Annotated in this window: 15 protein-coding genes; 10 read left to right on the top strand and 5 right to left on the bottom strand. The window is 55.2% G+C overall.

Annotated features, from left to right (window positions below):
• Positions 1 to 76 precede the first annotated feature (76 nt).
• Positions 77 to 1,801, top strand: a complete 1,725-nt coding sequence (gene acsA, locus NST26_RS13035) for an acetate--CoA ligase (RefSeq protein ID WP_340953497.1) — start codon at positions 77 to 79, stop codon at positions 1,799 to 1,801.
• A gap of 78 nt (positions 1,802 to 1,879) precedes the next feature.
• On the opposite strand, the gene NST26_RS13040 is transcribed toward acsA, so the two are convergent.
• Complete coding sequence (locus NST26_RS13040) at positions 1,880 to 4,840, bottom strand: transglycosylase domain-containing protein (protein WP_340979242.1); 2,961 nt, start codon at positions 4,838 to 4,840, stop codon at positions 1,880 to 1,882.
• Positions 4,841 to 5,164: 324 nt separating this feature from the next.
• Positions 5,165 to 5,764, bottom strand: a complete 600-nt coding sequence (rpsD, locus tag NST26_RS13045; protein WP_036729464.1) for a 30S ribosomal protein S4 — start codon at positions 5,762 to 5,764, stop codon at positions 5,165 to 5,167.
• Positions 5,765 to 6,237: 473 nt separating this feature from the next.
• Between rpsD and NST26_RS13050 the strand changes: the two genes are divergently transcribed.
• The 5 genes from NST26_RS13050 (at position 6,238) to NST26_RS13070 (ending at position 11,323) form a co-directional block, all read left to right on the top strand.
• Positions 6,238 to 8,244, top strand: a complete 2,007-nt coding sequence (locus NST26_RS13050) for a sensor domain-containing diguanylate cyclase (RefSeq protein ID WP_340979243.1) — start codon at positions 6,238 to 6,240, stop codon at positions 8,242 to 8,244.
• A 136-nt stretch (positions 8,245 to 8,380) separates the two neighbouring features.
• The gene (locus tag NST26_RS13055) at positions 8,381 to 9,244 is read left to right on the top strand and encodes a hypothetical protein (RefSeq protein ID WP_340979244.1); all 864 of its coding nucleotides are present in this window, start codon (positions 8,381 to 8,383) and stop codon (positions 9,242 to 9,244) included.
• A 97-nt stretch (positions 9,245 to 9,341) separates the two neighbouring features.
• The gene (locus tag NST26_RS13060; protein WP_340979245.1) at positions 9,342 to 10,457 is read left to right on the top strand and encodes an aminopeptidase; all 1,116 of its coding nucleotides are present in this window, start codon (positions 9,342 to 9,344) and stop codon (positions 10,455 to 10,457) included.
• A 139-nt stretch (positions 10,458 to 10,596) separates the two neighbouring features.
• On the top strand, positions 10,597 to 10,839 hold the full coding sequence (locus NST26_RS13065) for an HPr family phosphocarrier protein (protein ID WP_036695008.1): 243 nt from the start codon (positions 10,597 to 10,599) through the stop codon (positions 10,837 to 10,839).
• Between the two features lie 181 nt (positions 10,840 to 11,020).
• Entirely contained in the window at positions 11,021 to 11,323 is a 303-nt protein-coding gene (locus NST26_RS13070) for a YlaN family protein (protein ID WP_036695007.1), read from the top strand.
• A gap of 144 nt (positions 11,324 to 11,467) precedes the next feature.
• On the opposite strand, the gene cax is transcribed toward NST26_RS13070, so the two are convergent.
• A complete protein-coding gene (gene cax, locus NST26_RS13075) occupies positions 11,468 to 12,538 on the bottom strand; it encodes a calcium/proton exchanger (RefSeq protein ID WP_036729453.1) in 1,071 nt (356 codons plus the stop codon).
• A gap of 154 nt (positions 12,539 to 12,692) precedes the next feature.
• On the opposite strand from cax, the gene NST26_RS13080 reads away from it, so the two are divergent.
• Positions 12,693 to 13,058, top strand: coding sequence for an Asp23/Gls24 family envelope stress response protein (locus tag NST26_RS13080; RefSeq protein ID WP_036695005.1), 366 nt, complete (start codon positions 12,693 to 12,695; stop codon positions 13,056 to 13,058).
• 101 nt (positions 13,059 to 13,159) lie between these two features.
• Here the strand turns inward: NST26_RS13080 and ftsW are convergent, their stop codons facing one another.
• Entirely contained in the window at positions 13,160 to 14,428 is a 1,269-nt protein-coding gene (gene ftsW / locus NST26_RS13085) for a putative lipid II flippase FtsW (protein WP_340979246.1), read from the bottom strand.
• Positions 14,425 to 14,772: a YugN family protein gene (locus NST26_RS13090; protein WP_076074345.1), complete on the bottom strand. Its 348-nt coding sequence runs from the start codon at positions 14,770 to 14,772 to the stop codon at positions 14,425 to 14,427. The genes ftsW and NST26_RS13090 overlap by 4 nt, the downstream gene beginning before the upstream one ends.
• Positions 14,773 to 15,012: 240 nt before the next feature.
• On the opposite strand from NST26_RS13090, the gene NST26_RS13095 reads away from it, so the two are divergent.
• The 3 genes from NST26_RS13095 (at position 15,013) to NST26_RS13105 (ending at position 20,303) form a co-directional block, all read left to right on the top strand.
• A complete protein-coding gene (locus NST26_RS13095) occupies positions 15,013 to 16,185 on the top strand; it encodes an amidohydrolase (RefSeq protein ID WP_340979247.1) in 1,173 nt (390 codons plus the stop codon).
• 285 nt (positions 16,186 to 16,470) lie between these two features.
• Positions 16,471 to 18,183, top strand: a complete 1,713-nt coding sequence (locus NST26_RS13100) for a DNA repair helicase XPB (RefSeq protein WP_340979248.1) — start codon at positions 16,471 to 16,473, stop codon at positions 18,181 to 18,183.
• Entirely contained in the window at positions 18,183 to 20,303 is a 2,121-nt protein-coding gene (locus NST26_RS13105) for a helicase-associated domain-containing protein (protein ID WP_340953490.1), read from the top strand. The genes NST26_RS13100 and NST26_RS13105 overlap by 1 nt, the downstream gene beginning before the upstream one ends.
• The last annotated feature ends 36 nt before the right edge of the window (positions 20,304 to 20,339 follow it).

Genomic DNA, 20,339 nt, shown 5'->3' on the forward strand with positions numbered 1-20,339 from the left:
TAGAGCATTGACGGAATTAATAGAATTAGAGGGTACCCTTAAAGCTTAAAGCAAACCAGTAGGGGAGGCAAGAGTAATGGGGCAAGTTCAAGGCGAAATTTTACCGGGCCGGGTGCAGCATTCGAATATGGAGGATTATTCCCGGGCAGTTGATGAATTCCGGTGGGAGGATGTCGAGCGCAGCTTCTCCTGGCATGGGACCGGTAAGGTGAATATGGCACATGAAGCTATAGACCGTCATGTCGAAGAGGGGCGGGGGGCTGCTACGGCACTGATCTACAGCGATGCGGTGCGCGAGGAGCGGTACACCTTCGCTGACTTGCGGGAACGCTCGAATAAGTTCGGTAATGTACTGCGCAAATACGAAATCGGAAAAGGCGACCGGGTGTTCATCTTCATGCCGCGTACTCCGGAGCTGTATTTCAGCCTGCTTGGCATTCTGAAGACGGGAGCAGTGGCGGGTCCGCTGTTCGAGGCATTCATGGAGACTGCGGTCAAGGACCGTCTGGAGGACAGCGGAGCGGTGGCGCTGGTGACCACGCCGGAGCTGCTGCACCGGGTGAAGCGGGAGCAGCTCCCAGGACTCCGCCATATCTTTGTAGTCGGAGCCTCTGCTGATGAGGATGCGGGGTTGCTTAGCTATGAAGCGGAAATGGCTGATGCCTCCGCCGAGCTGGAACCGGAATGGCTGAGCCTGGAGGATGGTCTGATTATGCATTATACCTCCGGCTCCACCGGGAAGCCCAAGGGCATCTACCATGTGCAGAGAGCTATGATCCAGCACTATTATACAGGCAAGGTAGTTCTGGATCTGCGGCCGGATGATGTGTACTGGTGCACGGCCGATCCGGGTTGGGTGACCGGAACCTCTTACGGAATTTTTGCTCCCTGGCTGAATGGAGTAGCCAATGTAGTCCGGGGAGGCCGCTTCAGTCCGCTGGATTGGTATAAGACGATCGAGCGCTTCGGGGTGACGGTATGGTACAGTGCGCCTACGGCTTTCCGGATGCTGATGGGGGCTGGCAAGGAGACGCTGGAGGGGATCGATCTCAGCAGTCTGCGTCATGTGCTGTCTGTCGGCGAGCCGCTGAACCCGGAGGTCGTGCGCTGGGGCGATAAAATCTATCAGCAGCGGATTCATGATACGTGGTGGATGACCGAGACGGGAGCGCAGCTCATCTGCAACTACCCGGGAATGGACATCAAGCCCGGCTCCATGGGACGGCCGCTGCCGGGGATTGAAGCAGCTATCCTTGATGACCGCGGCAACGTACTGCCGCCGTATTCCATGGGTAATCTGGCCATCCGCACTCCCTGGCCGTCTATGATGGCCAAAGTGTGGAATAACCAGGCTAAATACGATGAATACTTCCGAATTCCCGGATGGTATATCTCTGGGGACTCGGCGTACATGGATGAAGACGGTTATTTCTGGTTTCAGGGCCGGATTGATGATGTGATCAATTCCTCCGGGGAGCGGATCGGACCCTTCGAGGTCGAGAGCAAGCTGGTGGAGCATCCGGCTGTCGCGGAGGCAGGGGTAATCGGCAAGCCGGATGTCATGCGCGGAGAGATCATCAAGGCCTTCATCTCGCTGCGGGATGGATACAGTCCAACTGCTGAGCTGAAGGAAGAGATCGCGGCATTTGTCAAAGCGGGCTTGTCTGCCCATGCTGCACCGCGCGAAATCGAGTTCAAGGATAAGCTGCCCAAGACCCGGTCCGGTAAAATTATGCGCCGTGTACTGAAGGCCTGGGAGCTGCATCTTCCGGCAGGCGATCTGTCTACCATCGAAGACTAGGCAGAATTTAAAAAAGCCCGTTCCCCTTATCCCGGGGAACGGGCTTTTGAAGCTTTTACTGAAGTCTGCCTGATGAGCTTAACGTCCGGAGTTGCCTGGTGCGTTAGTAGCGGTACTGCCTCCGGCATTCCCGCCCGTATTCCCGTTGGCATTGCCTGCAGGCTTTCCGCCGCCAGCATTGGTACCGCCTAATGGAGTAGAAGTATCCACAGCAGGCGGCTGAACAATGATCATGCCAGGGTCTTCCGTACTGTCCGGGATGATTCCGGCGTCCGGTGTCGGCTCAGCGTCCGGCGTCTGTTCCGGAGTTGGTGTCGGCTCAGGTGTAGGCTTAATGCCGCCAGCCACACTGCCGGAAGCAGTCTCATGTCCGGCTACGTCCACGGCAGCCACATAGAAGCTAGCATTAGCGCCTGCCGGAGTACCCGGCCTGAAGACGGTGCTCTCTCCAGCCGCGAGAACGGCTTGCTTCTGGAAAGATCCGCCGTTCAGGGAACGGTAGAGGCGGTAGCCGACAACATCCGGCGAACCGCTTGGAGTGAAGGTAACTACAGCCTTGCCTGTGCTGTAGGAGACCATGACTTCACCGGGAGCACTTGGCCCGTTGCCGTCATCGACCCGCGGATCGACCTCGGTCGGATAGTCGGTTTTGGCATCCTGCGGCATGTAGTACGATAGCGACTCATGCGACTTCATCGCCGGGAAGGCGGCCAGCAGCTCTTTGACCAGCTCCTGAATCGGCTTCTCGCGCTTGACTACGATTTTCTCCTTCAAAAAATCCTCAGGAGTTCCTTCAAGAGGGATGTAGTTCACCCCGTTATAAGTGATGTATTTGGCATTGGAGATTCCGTCATCGCTCTCCTTAGGAACAAATTTCGCGTTGAACAGATCCGTTGTGAATCTGTCCGTCAGCTTGGAAGGCTTCTTGCCGCTGTATGCCGAGACTGTTGCCTTGACGATGCCTTCCGGCTGGGCGAATTCCTTCGTGGTGAACAGCTCGGGACGCTTGTCAATCACTGTATTCATAACCTTGGCCCACAGGGTCTGCGCCTGACGCTTCTGCGTATCCCCCTGAAGGGTATTGACCTGCTCTTTGTAGCCCACCCAAATTCCAAGGGTGACATCCGGGGAATAGCCCATGAACCAGACATCCCCGTAGTTCTGGGTGGAGCCGGTTTTGCCGACAATTGGAACTTCCTTGAAATGCTTGTAGTTCCTCTTCACTGTAGTTGCTGTTCCGTCAGTAATTACGGTACGCAGCATATCCGTCATCAGATAAGCGGTCTGCTTGGAGAAGACCTGTTCCGGGTTGACTTTATGCTCGTAGACGATTTTGCCCTGACTGTCCACGATCTTCTCGATCATATAAGCATCATTGAAGGCACCGCCGTTACCGATGGAGGAATAAGCATTAGTCAGCTCTTCCACGGATACCCCGTAACGCAGCCCCCCGATAACCCCGGTCTGAGCGCTATAGTCATTGTCCTGGATGGTGGTAATCCCCAGCTTCTTGGAGAAGGCCCAGGCCTTCTCAATTCCCACCTTGTCGTTGAACAGCTTCAAGGCGGGAAGGTTCAGGGATTTGTTCAGGGCATACCGGGCGGTAACCAGACCCTGATAACGGTTGTTGGCATTCTTGGGAATGTGGTAGCCTTTACCCCCGTCCTTCATGACAATCGGCGCATCATCCAGAATGCCGGCAGGCTGAATCAGCCCTGCATCCAGTGCAGGCAGGTACGCTGCAATCGGCTTCATGGTAGAGCCTGGCTGGCGGATCATCTGGGTGGCATAGTTCATCTGCTCGATGTTGAAATCGCGCCCTTCAATCATGCCGAGAATCGCGCCGGTCTTATTGTTGATCATCATGCCGGCTGTCTGTTCCTTGCCTCTAGCCTTGCTGTCCTTGGTGAAATTACTGCTGTCATCCGAGACACTGTGCATCGCACTGTACACTTTCTTGTCTATGGTGGTGTACACCCGGTAGCCGCCGGTCATCAGCTGCTGGCGGGCTTCCTCCAGAAGCTGGGCGGAATCGTTAGCAGTGGCTGCCTTGTCTGCCGTGCCCTGGTTCAGCTTCAGCAGGATCTCGGACGCTTTGCGTTCGGTCTCCATCATGAGATAAGGGAAGGTGGCATAGGCCTTCTTCGTATGCGGTGCAAGAGAGCTCTTGATGTCGAAGAGCAGCGCCTCGTCGTATTGGGAGGTGGTAATTTTGTTCTCCTCCAGCATCCGCCGCAAGACCAGCTTCTGGCGGTCCATCGCCCGGCCGAAGGCCGTCTCGTTGAATTCGCCTACGCCGTTGAACGCAGAATACTTGGAAGGGAGCTGCGGCAAGCCGGCGAGATACGCCGCCTGGGCCACATTCAGCTTCTCCAGATCATCCAGGCCGAAGATGCCTTTGGCGGCGGCCTTGATACCAAATACATTATAGCCGTTGGAACCGTTCCCGAAAGGAACCTTATTTAAATAAGCCGTTAAAATCTCCTGCTTGGACAAGAAACGTTCCAGCCGCAGGGAGAGCAGGATTTCCTTCACCTTGCGGTCTTCCGTGCGGTCCAGGTTCAGGAACACGCGCCGTGCAAGCTGCTGGGTCAGGGTACTGCCCCCGGTCTGAACGGATTCATTCAGTACCTTTTGCTTGACTGCCCGCAGGGTGCCGCTGAAATCCACCCCTTTATGATTGTAGAAATTATTGTCCTCTATAGCGAGAACGGCATCAATCACAAGCTGCGGAATATCGTTGAATTCAATAAGTCTGCGGTCTTCTTCTGTGCGGAGCTGGCCGATCGGCTGTCCGTCACTGAAATAGGCAAAGCCGGTAATGGCGTTCAGCCCAACCTGCTGCTGGATTAGTTCTTCGGGCCGGACCGGGTCGTCCTTCACTATTGAAGTGACGTAGCCGGCTACAGCGCCGCCGGCGAACAGGCAGCCGAGTATACCGAGTATGAACATCCACTTCACAACTGAACCGAACCTGCGGAGCCAGGATCTGCGCGGTGGACGCTGTTTTGCGGTCTTCTTTTTCTTCTCCTCAACCATCGACGATAATCCTCCTTTTAACGGAACTATTATAGCACAATTTGGCGTTTTTGAATGCGCTTCTGCCGGAGAGGATTTTTAAAATAACCCCACAAAGTGGGGACTTCAGCTTAAATATAAGACTTTATATGTTGCACACGATAAATTATCCTTCTATTTCTCGTTGAAACGGTACCGTCCTCTAAAAGGACGGCAAAGCCGTTTCCACTTGCGATGATGACCCAAAAACTTTGCGGGGGCCCCAAAACACATACATTCTTATCATAAAAAAAGCTCCCGGATAGAAATCCGGGAGCTTTGATCAGATTCCGCTCTAAGCGAATCTTAACGGTTGTAGAATTCGACGATTTGCTTCTCATCGATATCCTGGGACAGCTCAGCACGTTCTGGCAAACGGATATATTTGCCTTCAAACGATCCGTCAGCATATTCCAGGTAAGCCGGAAGGTGGTTACGGTTCTCGAGAGCTTCCTTGATCGAAGTCATAGCGCGGCTTCTTTCGCGGAGTCCGATAACGTCGCCAATGCTTACACGGTAAGAAGCGATGTCGACTTTTTTGCCGTTAACGGTTACGTGGCCGTGGGATACCAACTGACGTGCGCCTGCACGGGAGTTAGCGAATCCAAGACGGTAAACCAGGTTGTCCAGGCGGCTTTCGAGCAGGAACATGAAGTTTTCGCCCGCAATACCCTGGAGCTTTTGTGCCTTAGTGAAAAGAGTTTTAAACTGCTTTTCGCCCAGGCCGTACATGTGACGCAGTTTTTGTTTTTCCAAAAGCTGCATTCCGTAGTTACTTACTTTTCTGCGTTGGTTAGCGCCGTGCTGTCCTGGTGGGAAAGGGCGTTTCAGGTCTTTGCCTGTACCGCTAAGGGAAATGCCCAGACGACGGCTGAGTTTGAATTTAGGTCCGGTGTAACGTGCCATATTATAGTAGACTCCTTTTAATGAAAAAATGTATTGTAGGGCCTATTTGCGCCGCAATTCGTATCCGTGAAAGCGTTAAATGGTTTCACACTGCCGAGGGAAGTTCAGCCGCTGCCCTGGCAGTAACGAAATGCGTAGAGGGTGACACAACGTTACGCCCAATAAGACTTGTTACAGTCTTGTTCAACAATAAATATTATATGAAAATGACAGTCAAAGTCAAGCGCAACTTAAAAGAGTTTTTGTCTATGTTTGTCGTTAGTTCTTTGGTCCTAAAAAAAATCCCGGTTTTGCGGAAAATATAATGCAATACCTCAAGAAAGGGAGTAAAATATAACTAATTGGATGTTATCGGAAAACTGTGATTTCAAATATCCTGACTATATTTACGCTGGATTGGTAATGTCTCTACTATAGAATCAGGGGGCGTACTCCGGTCTGGCCTGATTGAAGATGCAAAGGAGGTCCTCTTTATGTCAGAGCAGGAGGCATACGGCCATAAGGATCGGGACAGCCGTATGCTGTTACAGGACATGAGGCAATCCGGCGGAGAAGATGTAGATCCCGCCGCCTGGCTGAAGGAGACGGATATCGTGTCTCACGATTTCCCCTATGCCGCCAGCTTGATTGCCGAGAGCTTCAGGGAATGGCAAGGACAGGGAGTCCCCTCCTTCGCGAAGGCCTGGAGCTGGTGTGTGCTGAATTATGAAGGTGATTGGATTGAACCCGGCTCTGAATTCCGGCAGGGGCGCTGGAGAGCAGAGTGGGAAGAAGCGGCGGGAATCTGCCTGCAGACAGGCGGGATGTATGCCGCCGAGGTTCTGGAGGAAGGACAAGCCTATACCCTTCTGGCTTTGCCGGTATTTACGCGCGGGCACCGGGAAATCTTTGCCGTGCTTGGCTGCAGAATGCCTGCTGAGCAGTACGAGTCGGGCGGGAAGCATACGGCTGAAGCGATGTCGATGCATTTCCAGACCTGCTTTTATCACCGGTTTGAGCATGTGTTTGTCTCGGATCTTGCGGGAATTCATCTGCATGCCGAGCGTGAGGGCAGCCGCCGTTCGCTGCTTTTTCAGATTGTCCAGCGTATGCATGACAACATTGATGTAGATGCCGTGCTGACGGAGGTCATTGACAGTATCGCTGCGATGTATCCGGGGGCGCGGCTTGATTTGTTCATGTCCCAGGACCACCGCAGCACGCATCCTCAGGTCAAGCCGCTTCCGCTGACATGGGCAGGCAATGATGTCTGTGACCGGGCCTTCAAGGATGGGCGGGTCACGCTTCATGCCGGGCGTGATGAGAACGGTACGGTTGAGGTAGCGCTTCCGCTCGGCGGCAAGCAGGGGGTATACGGTGTGTTTCATATGATTATGGACAAGGCGTCCTTCCATGAGCTGGATCTTAGCTTCCTGACCATGGTCGCGGATACCGCCGGTACAGCCTTTGAGAACGCGAAGCTGTATGAACGCTCCAACCAGCTGATCAGGGAGCTCCGCATGAGCAATGAGCTTACCCAGCGGCTGAATCAGAGCCTCAGGCTCGGCGATATTTTCCAGTTTGCCTTTGAAGAGCTGCTGGCAATGTTCGAGGCGGATTATTGCTGTATCCTCCATAAGAATGAAGAACGCGGCGGGCTTGAGGTAATCGCCTGCAATTATCTGCCGCTGCTGGGTGAAATATTGGATGGCAGTCAGGGACTCGGCGGTAAGGTTTACGCTACGGGAGAGCCGCTGCTGCTGTCCGATTACAAGTATGCTGCGGGGCAGACCTCGACGCTGATGGATGCTACCGGCGCACAGTCGCTGATCGCTACTCCGCTGAATGTGGGGGGAGAGGTGCGTGGAGCCATTATGCTTGCTCATAAGCAGGCCCACTTCTTCTCCTATGACAGCTACCGGCTGCTGCAGGCGATGGCCGGTCATATCGGGCTGGCTGTTGGAAATGCGAGGCTGCATGCCGAGGTGCGCCGCCTGGCGAACCGGGATACGCTGACCGGACTTTTTGCCCGCCACTATCTGGATGAAGAGATTAAGCAGCGGCAGTCCAGTGATTTTTGCGGAACCCTGATCGTGGTGGACATTGACCAGTTCAAGATGGTGAACGACACCTATGGACATCAGAAGGGGGACAAAATCCTGAAGCAGGTCAGCGACATCGTGAAGACCTCGATCCGCCAGGGGGATGTCGCCGCCAGATGGGGCGGGGAAGAGCTTGCAGTCTATCTGCCTCAGCTTGGGGTGCAGCAGGCCGTATTCGTAGGAGAGCGTATCCGCAAGCGTGTGATGGGAGAGACAGAGCCGCGTGTGACCGTGTCCTGCGGAGTCGCCGAGTGGAGCTGGACCGATGACCGGGTCAGTGTCGAATCTCTCTTTTACCGGGCGGATATGGCGCTCTACGAAGCCAAGAACAACGGGCGCAACCAGGTAGTGATCGATAACAAAACCGTAGAGAATAATTCGAAGAATCCTTGGGCTTAGGCCTTAAGGATTTTTCTTTTGTGCAAAAGCATGCTTTGTGAGGGGGGCGTCATCCGGCGTATAAGCCCTGCATTCAGGGAGACCCTAGGTAGAATACAGGTACACTCTACTTTCTTGCGGAAAGGGCTTGATGGCCATGATGAACTTACGATGCATCCGCACGGGAATTCTTGCCCTGCTGATGCTCTCCAGCCTTGCATTCAGCGGGTGCGCGGGTGTGAAGGACAAACCGGCTGCGGAGGATTTGAATCTGGTAATGGCGGGGATGGATGGCACTGACGGGGTGTCCTTTGAAGGGGCGGCTGCCCTGCTGATCGACGGGAAAACGATCCCGGAATCCTCGCTCTACTATGGGGGAAAGGTAGCAGATCATAACCGGGTCAGCCTCTATTCGCTCCTGCCGGACGGCGGACATCCCGCTTCTGCGGCGGAGTCCGGTCCGCGTTCTCTGGAGCAGGGCTCGGGAGATGCGCCCGTCTACTATACCCGGATGGTGAAGGAGGACGGGAAATGGACGATGAAGCAGGCCTCTCCGGCCCTGGGCGGCAGTAATCCCCTGGAGGTGCTGAATCCGCTGCGTCAGCTGGAGGAGCTGGAGAAGATGGGCAAGAAGGTGACGGAGGAAGCGGGCAGCGCCAGAGGGACACGGGTCCTGCGCATTGAATTAACGCCAGAGGAGGCGCGCAGACAGCTCTCGGCAGAGCTTGCGCAGAAGATGCAGGCAATCAAGCCGGCTGCCAGAATAGGTGCTGCTGCGCCTGCTGACACTCAGGCTAAGGCACTTGCGGCTAAGACCGCACTGTGGGAACAGAAGCAGACAGAGCTGCAGCAGAGGCTGAACCAGGCGGATATCCGCACGGTATATTATCTTAAGGTTGACCCGAAGCGGAATCTGCCCACCCGGCTGACCTCGAACCGCACCCTAACCTACCCCGGCAAGGCCGGTGCGACCACGGAAGAAGCCTACATTACGCAGGTGGATTTCTATGGTTATCAGTGAGCGGTTCCCTTCCCGCAGATGGCTTGCGCTCTATGGCAGGCGTGCTACAATATAACGGTATGTTTATTTTCAGCAAGAGGAAGGAAGAGAGAGACAGATGAATGATCCCCGGATTCAAAAGCTTGCGGCGAACCTTGTAGGTTACTCCGTAAACGTACAGCCCGGCGAGAATGTGCTCGTCGAAATGATCGGCAGTGAACGAGATTTGATCAAAGCCGTTGTGGAGGAAGTGGGGAAGGCCGGAGGCCGTGCATTTGTGCAGCTGACCGACCGCACTGTTCTGCGCAGTATGCTCAAATATGCAACACCTGAAGGCATCAAGACCTGGGCGGAGATCGACCTGAACCGGATGAAGCAGATGGACTGCTATATCGGCATCCGTGCCGGTGAGAATGTCAATGATCTGTCCGATGTGCCGGAAGAGAACATGAAGCTCTACAACTCCCTGTATTCCCACCCGGTACATAGCGAGCAGCGCGTCAAGCACACCAAATGGGTGGTGCTGCGTTATCCTAACGCCAGTATGGCTCAGCTCGCCAACACGAGCACTGAGGCCTTCGAGGACTTTTACTTCGAAGTCTGCAACCTGGATTATGCCAAAATGGATAAGGCCCAGGATTCGCTGGCTGAGCTTATGCGCAGAACCGACAAGGTGCGTATATCCGGTCCCGGAACAGACCTTACATTCTCCATCAAGGGAATCGGGGCGGAGAAATGCTCCGGCCAGAAAAATATCCCGGACGGAGAAGTGTACAGCGCGCCTGTCCGCGATTCCGTGAATGGAACGATCAGCTATAATGCCGCATCGATCTATAACGGGGTGACCTTCGAGAATGTGAAGTTCACGTTCGAGAACGGCCGGATCGTAGAGGCTTCCAGCAATGATACCGCGCGGTTGAATGAAATTCTGGATTCCGACGACGGGGCGCGCCATATCGGTGAGTTCGCCATCGGCTTCAACCCTTATATTCTGCATCCGATGAAGGATATTCTGTTCGATGAGAAAATTGCCGGCAGTCTGCACTTCACACCGGGCCAGGCGTATGATGTGACGGACAACGGCAACCGTTCGTCCATTCACTGGGACCTCGTGCTGATTCAGCGTCCTGATTACGGCGGCGGCGAAATTTACTTCGACGATGTGCTGATCCGTAAGGACGGAATTTTTGTGGTGCCGGAGCTGGAAGGTCTGAATCCGGAAAACCTGAAATAAAATGGTACAAAAGCGGGATTCCAAACGCACGTAAAGGCGGGTTTCCAAGAAACACCTTGCGTGAGTAAGCGGATTCAATGTATCATGGAATTGGTAACAAGTGAACATAAGTATATAATCAAGTTGCGGAGGGATTCCTATGTCCAACAATGCGGCAATCGTGGATATTGCACAGACAGCAAGCCAATTTAATTCATCTATCGTTCTTCAAGCGGACAACAAGTACATTGATGTGAAGAGCATCCTGGGCTTGTTCACCACCCTGGTATCCAGCCAAAGCTATGAGCTGCATGTACATGGCACAGATGCCGAGGAAGCCAAGAAAGCCATGAGTGAAGTTTTCGCCAAACACAATTTGAATTTTACAGTAGTAGCAGAGTAATTCCAGTTTCTTCTCAGACGTCCGGCCTTGCGGCTGGGCGTCTTTGCTGTGGAACCAGGTGATTTTGCAGGAACTTCAGGAATAACCCAAACTGAAATCTTGTATTAGGTCCTAATTTCGACTAATATTAAGAATAATAAGCAATCGCTGCTGTAACTTTTGGACATGGGGGGGAAAATGCATGACTTCATCGGATTTGCAGGAACAGCTCAATATCAAAGCAATCAATCTTCTTCAAGAAGATGCCGATAAAATTCAGAAGCTCATTGAAGTACAGATGGAGAATTTGGCAACCCGTTACTGCCCTCTCTATGAGGAAGTGCTGGATACCCAGATGTACGGCTTCTCCAGAGAGGTCGATTTTGCGGTCAGAGCGGGGCTGGTGCCGGAGCTTACCGGCAAGCAGGTGCTGAGCAAGCTGGAACGTAATTTGGCTGTACTATACGAGGCACTGAACAAGAAGGCTGAGGAACGGGAGATGTAAGTCCCGGTCATCAAGTGGAAACGGCTTTGCCGTCCTTGTTAAAGGACGGTACCGTTTAATTCTTATATTTTCAACAAAACGCACATGAAAGACCCGGGGGTCGATCATGTGCGTTTTTTTACAATTATTTATAAGTTTTGTGTTTCAGACCAGATAGAACGATACACCGAGAATCAAATAGACCGCCAGCAGCAGGAGACCTTCGTACCAGTTGGTTGCGCCGTCCTGAATAATTGATTTGGCGATGAACACCGATACGGCAATCGCTACAATCTCAATCGTGGTGAAGACAATCGACATGGTGTTGCCCATGAAGTAACTGGCGAAGATCAGCACAGGGGCGACGAACAGGGCAATCTGCAGACTGCTGCCTACGGCGATCTCGACTGCGGCTCCGATCTTGTTCTTCATGGCGAGCATAATGGCAGCGCTGTGTTCTGCGGCGTTACCGATAATCGCTACAAGGAATGCGCCGACGAACAGCTCACTGAAGCCGAAGCGTTCGGTGAGAGTCTCCAGCGTGCCGACCAGCCACTCACTGACGAAGGCGACCATGACTGTGGCAAGGACCAGGTAGAGGATTGAACGGTTCCGGGACCAGACAGGAGCATGCTCATTCGGCAGCTCTTCCGCAGTATCGTCCGTAACATCCGCCAGGTATTTCTTGTGTGTGATCATGGAGAAGACCAGCCAGGCGAGGTAGGCGGCAATCAGGAGGCCGGCGACGACAAGGCTAAGCACATTGGTGTCTTTCTCGGTGATGGAATGCGTGTTGAAGAACATGGCGGGGACGAACAGGGCGATAACCGCAACGATCATCAGTGAGCCGTTCAGACCGGCGAGTGTGACATTGAAGTTCTGAACCTTGAACTTCAGGCCCCCGGCAAAAATACTGAGTCCGAGGACGAGCAGCAGGTTGCCGATGATGGAGCCGGTCAGACTTGCTTTGACCATGTCAAACAGTCCTTCCTTGACCAGGAAGAAGGCGATGATCAGCTCGGCCGCATTGCCGAAGGTTGCGTTCAGGAACCCTCCAAGCCGCTGTCCGGCATAGTGGGCTACACTCTCTGTGGCCCGGCCGAGGAACCCGGCCACGAAGATGACCGAAACGGCAGACAATATGAACTGAAGGGTATGATCCCAGTTCGCGTAATGCCCTATGGCGCTGAGGATGAAGCTGATGACCAGCAGCGCCGGTGAGATCCATTTTTTCAAGGGTAAGCACTCTCCAGTCTCTATATGTAGGTTGAATTCATAATCAATATACCCAAATTGTTCCTGACTGTAAACGGGGGTGAGAGAAAGTCATTTGCTTTTTAGGCCGCTTTGGAATTACAATAATTGATAATGAGAGTAGGGGGGATATGGCATGGCAGAACAGCTTCAACTGGAATTGGGTAATATACGGATATCGAATGACGTTGTCTCAAAAATTGCCGGCCTGGCCGCGCTTGAGACTCCCGGAATTGCAGCCATGTCTGGCGGTTTGTCGGAGGGCTGGGCAAAGCGCCTGAGCGGCAAGAACGTGCAAAAGGGTGTTACTGTCGAAGTTGGCCAATTGGAAGCTGCAGTAGACTTACGCATCATCGTACTGTACGAAACGCCGATTCATGAAGTGTGCCGCATGCTTCAGCAGAATGTCCGCGAGGCTGTGGAGAGTATGACCGGGCTTCACATCGTAGAGGTTAACGTTAAGGTCGAAGGCGTAGCCTTCAAGAACGACGAGATTTCTTAAGCACAATTATATTAGGCATCCATGCAAAAGGCAGTCCGGAATATATTCCGGACTGCCTTTCTACTTGTTGGCTCAACCCTCATTTGTATGTAGGTAGCCTCTTAGCGTGCGCGGGTGCCAGCACTTCTGTTGTTGCGTACCTGTCTGACCGTAGTCACAGACTTCACCACTTCCTCCTTGGCCGGACGGTTGGTCTCCCGTGAGATGCTGAGCATGATCCCCATGCAGAGCATGGTGACAAGCAGCGAGGAGCCGCCGTAGCTGATAAAGGGCAGTGTAACCCCTGTAAGCGGAATGGTATTGGTCACACCGCCGATATTGATGAAGGCCTGAATGGCGATGAGCCCCATGATTCCGATGCCGACCAGGGTGCCGAAGGGATCGGTACACCGCATTGAAATCAGAATCCCTCTCCAGATAAAATACAGATAGAGCAGCAGGAACAAGGCTGTTCCCACGAAGCCGAGCTCCTCACCGATGACGGAAAATATAAAGTCAGTGTAAGGATAAGGAAGGTAGTGAAGCTTTTGGATGCTCTTACCAAACCCGGAGCCTTGTGTTCCGCCTTCGCCTAGGGCGATAAGGGATTGCATGATATGATAGCCGTTGCCCGAGGCATCTTTCTCCGGATCAAGGAAGGCTTCAATACGGCCCTGACGGTAATCCTGCTTAATCTCAGCCTTCTCGGTCTGCGGCGACAGGGAGTCAATGGCGGTCTTGGCTCCCCAGACGAGAGCCACGCCCAGAATCAGTAGGCCTATCGAGCCCATAATGTGCTTCATACTGGCGCCGCCGGCATAGATGATCAGTCCGCTGGTTGCGACAAGAATCATACAGGAGCCGAAGTCCGGCTGGAGCATAATCAGTCCGGCTACGATGCCGACGATAACCATGACCGGGATATACCCTGTCCGCAAATCGCGCAGGCGCTCGCCTTTTTTGGTGATCAGGGCAGCCAGGTAGAGAATGATAGAGATCTTGGCCAGCTCGGTAGGCTGAATCCCAAGGGTTCCGATACTCATCCAGCTCTTGGCGCCGTTAATCCCCTCGGTGGTTGCTACGAACAGCAGCAGGACGAGTGTAATCACGAAGATCGGGGCATACCATTTCTTGAATTTACTGTAGTGGATATTCATTACCACGAACATGATGAAGCTGCCCAGCACAGCCCAGATCAGTTGTTTTTTGACGAAGAAAAATGCATTATTGCTGTATTTCTCACTGGCAAGGGTTAAGCTGGAACTGGAGCTGAACACCATCAGCAGGCCGAAGCCCACGAACAGCAGGGTGAGAATAAGCAGCTGGAAATCGGGCGTTCCTCTTTTGGACGGGTTGGCTTTGGCGGCCGTCTTTCCCTTCGCGGCACTCAAACTTCCAGCAGCGCTTTCAATTCATTAATATGCTTCCGGGCTACCTCAAGCACCGGCTGAGGCACCGGAGATTCATATTCCAGCCCGTGGGGGAATGTGGCCTTGCCCAGATAGACAGCTTCAATCGCCAGTACCGCGTCCGCCTTCTCCAGCTTCCCCTCCACAGCACGGGTATTAATGCGCAGGAAGTATTCGCCGCCGTCCTTGCGGTCTTCGATCTTGCAGTCATAAGTCGCGCGGTAGTATTCCCATTGCCATCTGATGAATCCTGCCTTGGAGGCACTCTCGTCGAGATAAAGAAGGTCGCTCTTCAATCCTTCGAGGCCCGTGTTCTCAAATATCATAGCGCACAACTCCCCTTAATGAAGTATAATGATTCATTTGTAATTAAAATTTGTTATTGTTCTTCCTCATGATAGTCTGTTTCCCGGGGTTGTGCAAGGTAGAACAGGCTGATTAATACCCACTTTTTTGCGTTTCTGCTACAATAAAAGAAAGTTGGCAGGCTGCGGAGCGGACAGAGCTCAAGGGCTTGCCCCGCAGGCTTATCCGCAGGATGCTGTCAGAGAAGGGAATGGAGAGTTATGGAGAGGTTAGAGATCGAGGAACTGCTCCCGGAAATGATCAAATGGCGCCGCCATCTGCACCGTCATCCGGAGCTGTCCTATCAGGAGAAGGAGACCTCCGCTTATGTTGGGGCAAGGCTCACGGAGCTGGGGATTGAGGTCCGGCCGAGTGCAGCAGGCTACGGATTGACAGGCATACTTAAAGGCCGGGAGACTGGCAGAACGGTAGTCCTGCGTGCAGATATGGACGCGCTGAGTATTACTGAGGAGAGCGGCCGGGAATATGCTTCCCAGCATCCCGGGGTTATGCATGCCTGCGGGCATGACGGGCATACCGCCATGCTGCTGGCTGCGGCGGCGTATTACAGCTCCCGCCGGGAGGAACTGAGGGGGGAGATCCGCTTTCTGTTCCAGCCGGCGGAAGAGGTCTGTCCCGGCGGTGCAGTGGACATGATTGCGGAAGGCGTGCTTGCGGGTGCGGATGCTGTCTACGGGCTGCATCTGTGGACGCCGTTCCCGCTCGGGACGGTAGGCAGTGCGCCGGGGCCGCTGATGGCTTCGGCCGATGAGTTCTTCATTGATCTGACCGGCCGGGGCGGGCACGGCGGCATGCCCCACCGCACAGCAGACAGCATTGTGGCCGGTGCGGCACTGGTTACCGGGCTGCAGACGATTGTCAGCCGCAACGTTGATCCGTTGCGGCCTGCTGTGGTCAGCGTGGGAACGCTGCAAGGCGGTTCCGCCCAGAATATCATTGCCGAGCGCTGCCGGATTACCGGGACGGTGCGGGCATTTGATGAAGAGACACGTCATCTGATCCGCCGCCGCATTGAAGAGTTGGCGGTGTCTATAGCCGCAGCCTATGGGACGGAGGCGAAGGTGGACTATCTGATGGGGTACCCGCCGCTGGTGAATGACATTGCTGAGTATGAACGCTTCGCCCGTGTTGCCCCTGAGGCGCTGGGTACAGATGCCCAAGTGATGCTGATGGAGAAGATTATGCCGGCGGAGGACTTTTCCTATTATGTTCAGGAGATTCCCGGCTGCTTCATCTTCGTCGGTGCGGGCAACGCGGCCAAGGATGCCGTCTATCCGCACCATCACAGCAAATTTGATTTCGATGAGGATGCTATGCTCTATGGCGTGAAGCTGCTGGTCGCTATGGCCGACTCCTGTCTGAATGAGTCCTAATCCGTATAAATGTTACCGCTCCAGGAAAAACTACTCTCAAATGCCATGGTTACGTGGACAGGAGGGTTCATTCTTGAAGACAGTCAAAGAAGTGATGACCGAGCAGCCTGTGCCGGTTACTCTGCTGGACAATATCTATGAGGCTGCGAAGCTGCTCCATGAAATCTCACAGCAGCAGCAGCTGCATTAATAGAATGACGAGTGGCTCATATCCGTTTGGCGGAGGTGGGCTTTTTCGTTGTAGGGACAAAGGTGAACCACTATAGCACACAAGGAGGGAATAGGATGAGCGGAGCAGGGGCGGGGCCATGCATCACACGGAATGACCGGACAATTCTGCTGGAATGCGGACATCCGGGATTTGAGGAGGCGCGGACGGTTCTAAGCGGATTTGCCGAGCTTGTCAAAAGTCCTCCAGCCTACCACACTTACCGGATCACGCCGTTGTCCCTATGGAACGCCGCAGCCGGGGGACAGACAGCGGCAGAGGTCATTGAAGGACTGCGCAGGCTGTCCAGGTGGGGCATTCCTTCCGGGGTCGAGGCGGAGATGGAGCTGCTGATGTCCCGTTACGGAAGCTTGCATCTGCACGCGGATAAGAGTGATCCGCAGCTTGTTACGTTAACCGCTGACCGGGCGAGTCGGCTGGATGAACTGGATGACTCTCAGAAGCTGAAGGAGCTGGGCCTGCGCCGGACCGGGGAGCTGCATAGCCATTGTCCGAAGATGAACCGGGGTCTGCTGAAGCAGGAGTTGGCCAGACTGGGTTATCCGGTTCTTGACTATGCCGGGTACCGGGACGGGCAGATGCTGAAGATGGCCTGGCGGGAAACTCTAAGGGGAACGGGTGAAGAGAGCAGCGCCGAATTCAGGCTCCGGGATTATCAACGGGAGGCTGTCCGAAAGTTCCAGGGAACCGGCGGACATGGCGGCAGCGGTGTGGTCGTGCTGCCCTGCGGGGCAGGCAAAACAGTTGTCGGCCTTGCGGTGCTAGAGCAGCTGCAGTGCGAGACACTGATCCTTACTTCAAGCACGACTTCAGTAGAACAGTGGCGCGGGGAACTGCTGCTGCGGACCACGCTGAGCGCAGATGAGGTCGGGGAATACACGGGAGAGCACCGGGAGGTGCGGCCGGTAACCGTTACAACTTATCAGATGCTGACCCACAGGCGCTCCAAGGGAGGAGCGTTTGTCCACATGAATCTGTTCCATGAACGAAACTGGGGGCTGATTATCTATGACGAGGTCCATCTGCTTCCGGCACCTGTCTTCCGGGCAACCGCAGATATTCAGGCTACGCGGCGGCTGGGGCTGACAGCAACGCTGGTCCGGGAGGACGGGCGGGAGGGGGATGTGTTCTCCCTGATCGGCCCGAGATGCTACGACCTGCCCTGGAAGGTGCTGGAGCGGCAGGGATGGATTGCAGCTGTCGATTGCATCGAGGTCATCGTTCCGATGAACCAGAAGCTGCGGCAGCAATATATGTATGCCGGTGCGAAGGAACAATTCCGGCTGGCGGCCGGTAATCAGGCTAAGGCGCAGGCCGCAGCGCAGATTGCTGCGGCGCATCCCGCAGCGTCGATTCTAGTGATCGGCCAGTACCTCGACCAGCTGGAGCAGCTGGCGCTGGAGCTGGCGGCCCCTCTGATCACGGGCAAGACTCCGCAGAAGGAGCGGAATGCGCTCTACGCTGCGTTCAATGATGGCAAGCTGCCGGTGCTAATTGTCTCCAAGGTTGCGAACTTTGCTGTGAATCTGCCGGATGCCTCGGTAGCAATTGAGGTATCCGGCGCCTTCGGCTCCCGGCAGGAGGAGGCTCAGCGGCTGGGCCGAATCCTTCGCCCGAAGCCGGGGGATAACCGGGCGTATTTCTACACGCTGGTCACGGGAGACAGCCGGGAGCAGGACTTCGCCCTGCGCCGCCGGATGTTCCTGACAGAGCAAGGCTACGAATACGGGGTCCGGATGCTGGACCCGGCGGAAGGAGCTGTTCTCTGATGGAACTGGAACCGGCAGATGATATCGGCAAGCTGTCTGCGGATGCTTGTGAAGTGCTGCTGCGGATAGCGGCAGAGCATGCGGCTTCGCCATGTACAGAGGATTCTGCAGAGCGGCTGCGGCCTGAATTCCTGTGTAGAGCCGAGCAGTTGCTGGCCCTGGAGGAACTGCTTTACACAGGGATGCTGGAGCTGCGTCAGAAGGTGTGGGGGGAGCGGCTGTATCAGATTCCGCAGCAGCAGTATCCCTTGATCCTGCGGAGCTTCTGGACGGGCTGCCCGCAGGTGCGGGTGGAGGGGGCAGTACGGGTTGAGCATGCAGCGTGTTCAGAACTGGCAGGGGAGCTATTTCAGGGACTGCTGTTCATATCCCAGGAAGGCCTGCCTCTGACATCTAAGGGAGTGATACATAAGAAGCAGCTTGGGCGGTTAGCCGGAAAGTTGTCCATACCGGGGGAGTCTCTGGCCCTCCTTGAGTCCTCGGCCGGTCACCAGAGTTATCCGCTGCCGGTTACATTAATCATTGATCTGCTGAGCGTATTGGGGCTGATTACCCGCGATAACAGCGGGTATGGAGTAGACAGACCGATGCTGCAACGCTGGCTGGCTCTTACCGCACAAGAGATGACGGATACGCTCTACACCTTGGTAATCAGCCGCTACGGTGCTCCGCTGCCTGAAGAGCAGCATTTCAGACATTTGCTCTCGGCAGCAGAGTTTAAGACGGACGAGTGGTTTGCGGTAGAGCCTGTTCTAAGCTGGATAAGGCAGAATGGTCTAGCCGGGGAGCAGCCTGTGCCGGGGGCAGCAGGGACAGGCTCAGACTCAGGGCTTAAGCAGGCGTCACTTGCCTGGATTCGCCTTCTGGCCGCCTTCGGCTGGTGTCAGCTGGGGTCTTCAGCAGAAGGAGCGGAGTGCTTCCGCTGGAAGGCAAGGAAGCCGCAGCTGACGGGACATAGCCTAGGAATAACCCCGCAGCATCAAGAGGGTGCAGAAGAAGCGGACAGTAACCCGGAAACAGCCAGCAGCAGTCCAAGCATAGCCTCACACAGCCAAGCAATCCTGGACAGCGCCGCCGAAGCTCAAGACACCGTCCTCAGCCCGCAGAGACCCGTAGCAGCTGAAGCCGCATGTAGCCCGCTGCCGCAAGCATCGGCTTCCCCGTCCCCCGGCTTCATTGTTCAGCCTGATTTCGAGGTGCTGGTACCACCGGAGGTCCCTTATACGGTCCGCTGGACCTTGGCCGGGTGTGCGGAGCTGCTGCATCACGAGGATCTCTGGAGCTTCCGGCTGACCCGTGAGCGGCTGGAGGCCGCGGCGGACCAGGGGTTCGCCCCGGGTGAAGTGATCTCCTGGCTGAACGCCCATGCCGCCGGAGGATTGCCGGAGCAGGTCCTACTGGCGCTCCGGCAGTGGGCCAGAGCGATCGGGCGGACCGAACTGGCGGAGGTTCTTCTGCTGTCCTGCGCCGGAGAGCAGGAGGGCGAGATAATCGCCGCCCATCCCCGGCTGCAGGACATCGTTACCCGCATCGGCCCGCTCCACTTCATCGTCCGGCCGGAGGCTGCCGGTCAGCTGCGCAAGGAGCTAGCAGCCGCCGGTCTGGCGCCGTCCGTAAGGACAGGGGACCTGAACGGGGCTGCGGGCCAGCAGCGGCTGTTCGGGCTGTCTGGGCCGGACGAGCCAGTGCTGCGCTACGAGCTCCCTGCCGCAGCCGGGGAACGGGGCCTGCTGGGAACGGGCCCGTCCCCGAAGCTCCTGCCGCTGGACAGGGGCGGCCCCCCGATGCTGGAGCTGCCGGGTGAGGAGGCCGTGCCGCAGATGTGGTTCAATCAGTGGAGACAGTATCATATCACTACAGCGCAAAAGGTAATGGAGCAGGCCCTAAGCTGGGGAATCAAGGTCCGGCTCTCCTACGGGGGCAAGGCGGCGGATTTCATTCCTGAGCGGATCAGCGGACGTCCATGGAAGGTACGGGGCATTCTGCTGCTCCCGGGAACGGAGACGGCAGAGGAGACGGAGCTTGCAGCGGAGGACTGGCAGGAAATTCAGCTGCTGCATCCGCTTAAGCACAGAAATTCTTCTTCTGCTGAGGCGGGCGGATATGTTATGATAAGGTAGTCTATCGCTGCGGTAGAACATTAAATGCAGAAAAGA

This window comes from Paenibacillus sp. FSL R7-0128, assembly GCF_038002245.1.
Taxonomy (GTDB): Bacteria; Bacillota; Bacilli; order Paenibacillales; family Paenibacillaceae; genus Paenibacillus_AQ; species Paenibacillus_AQ silagei.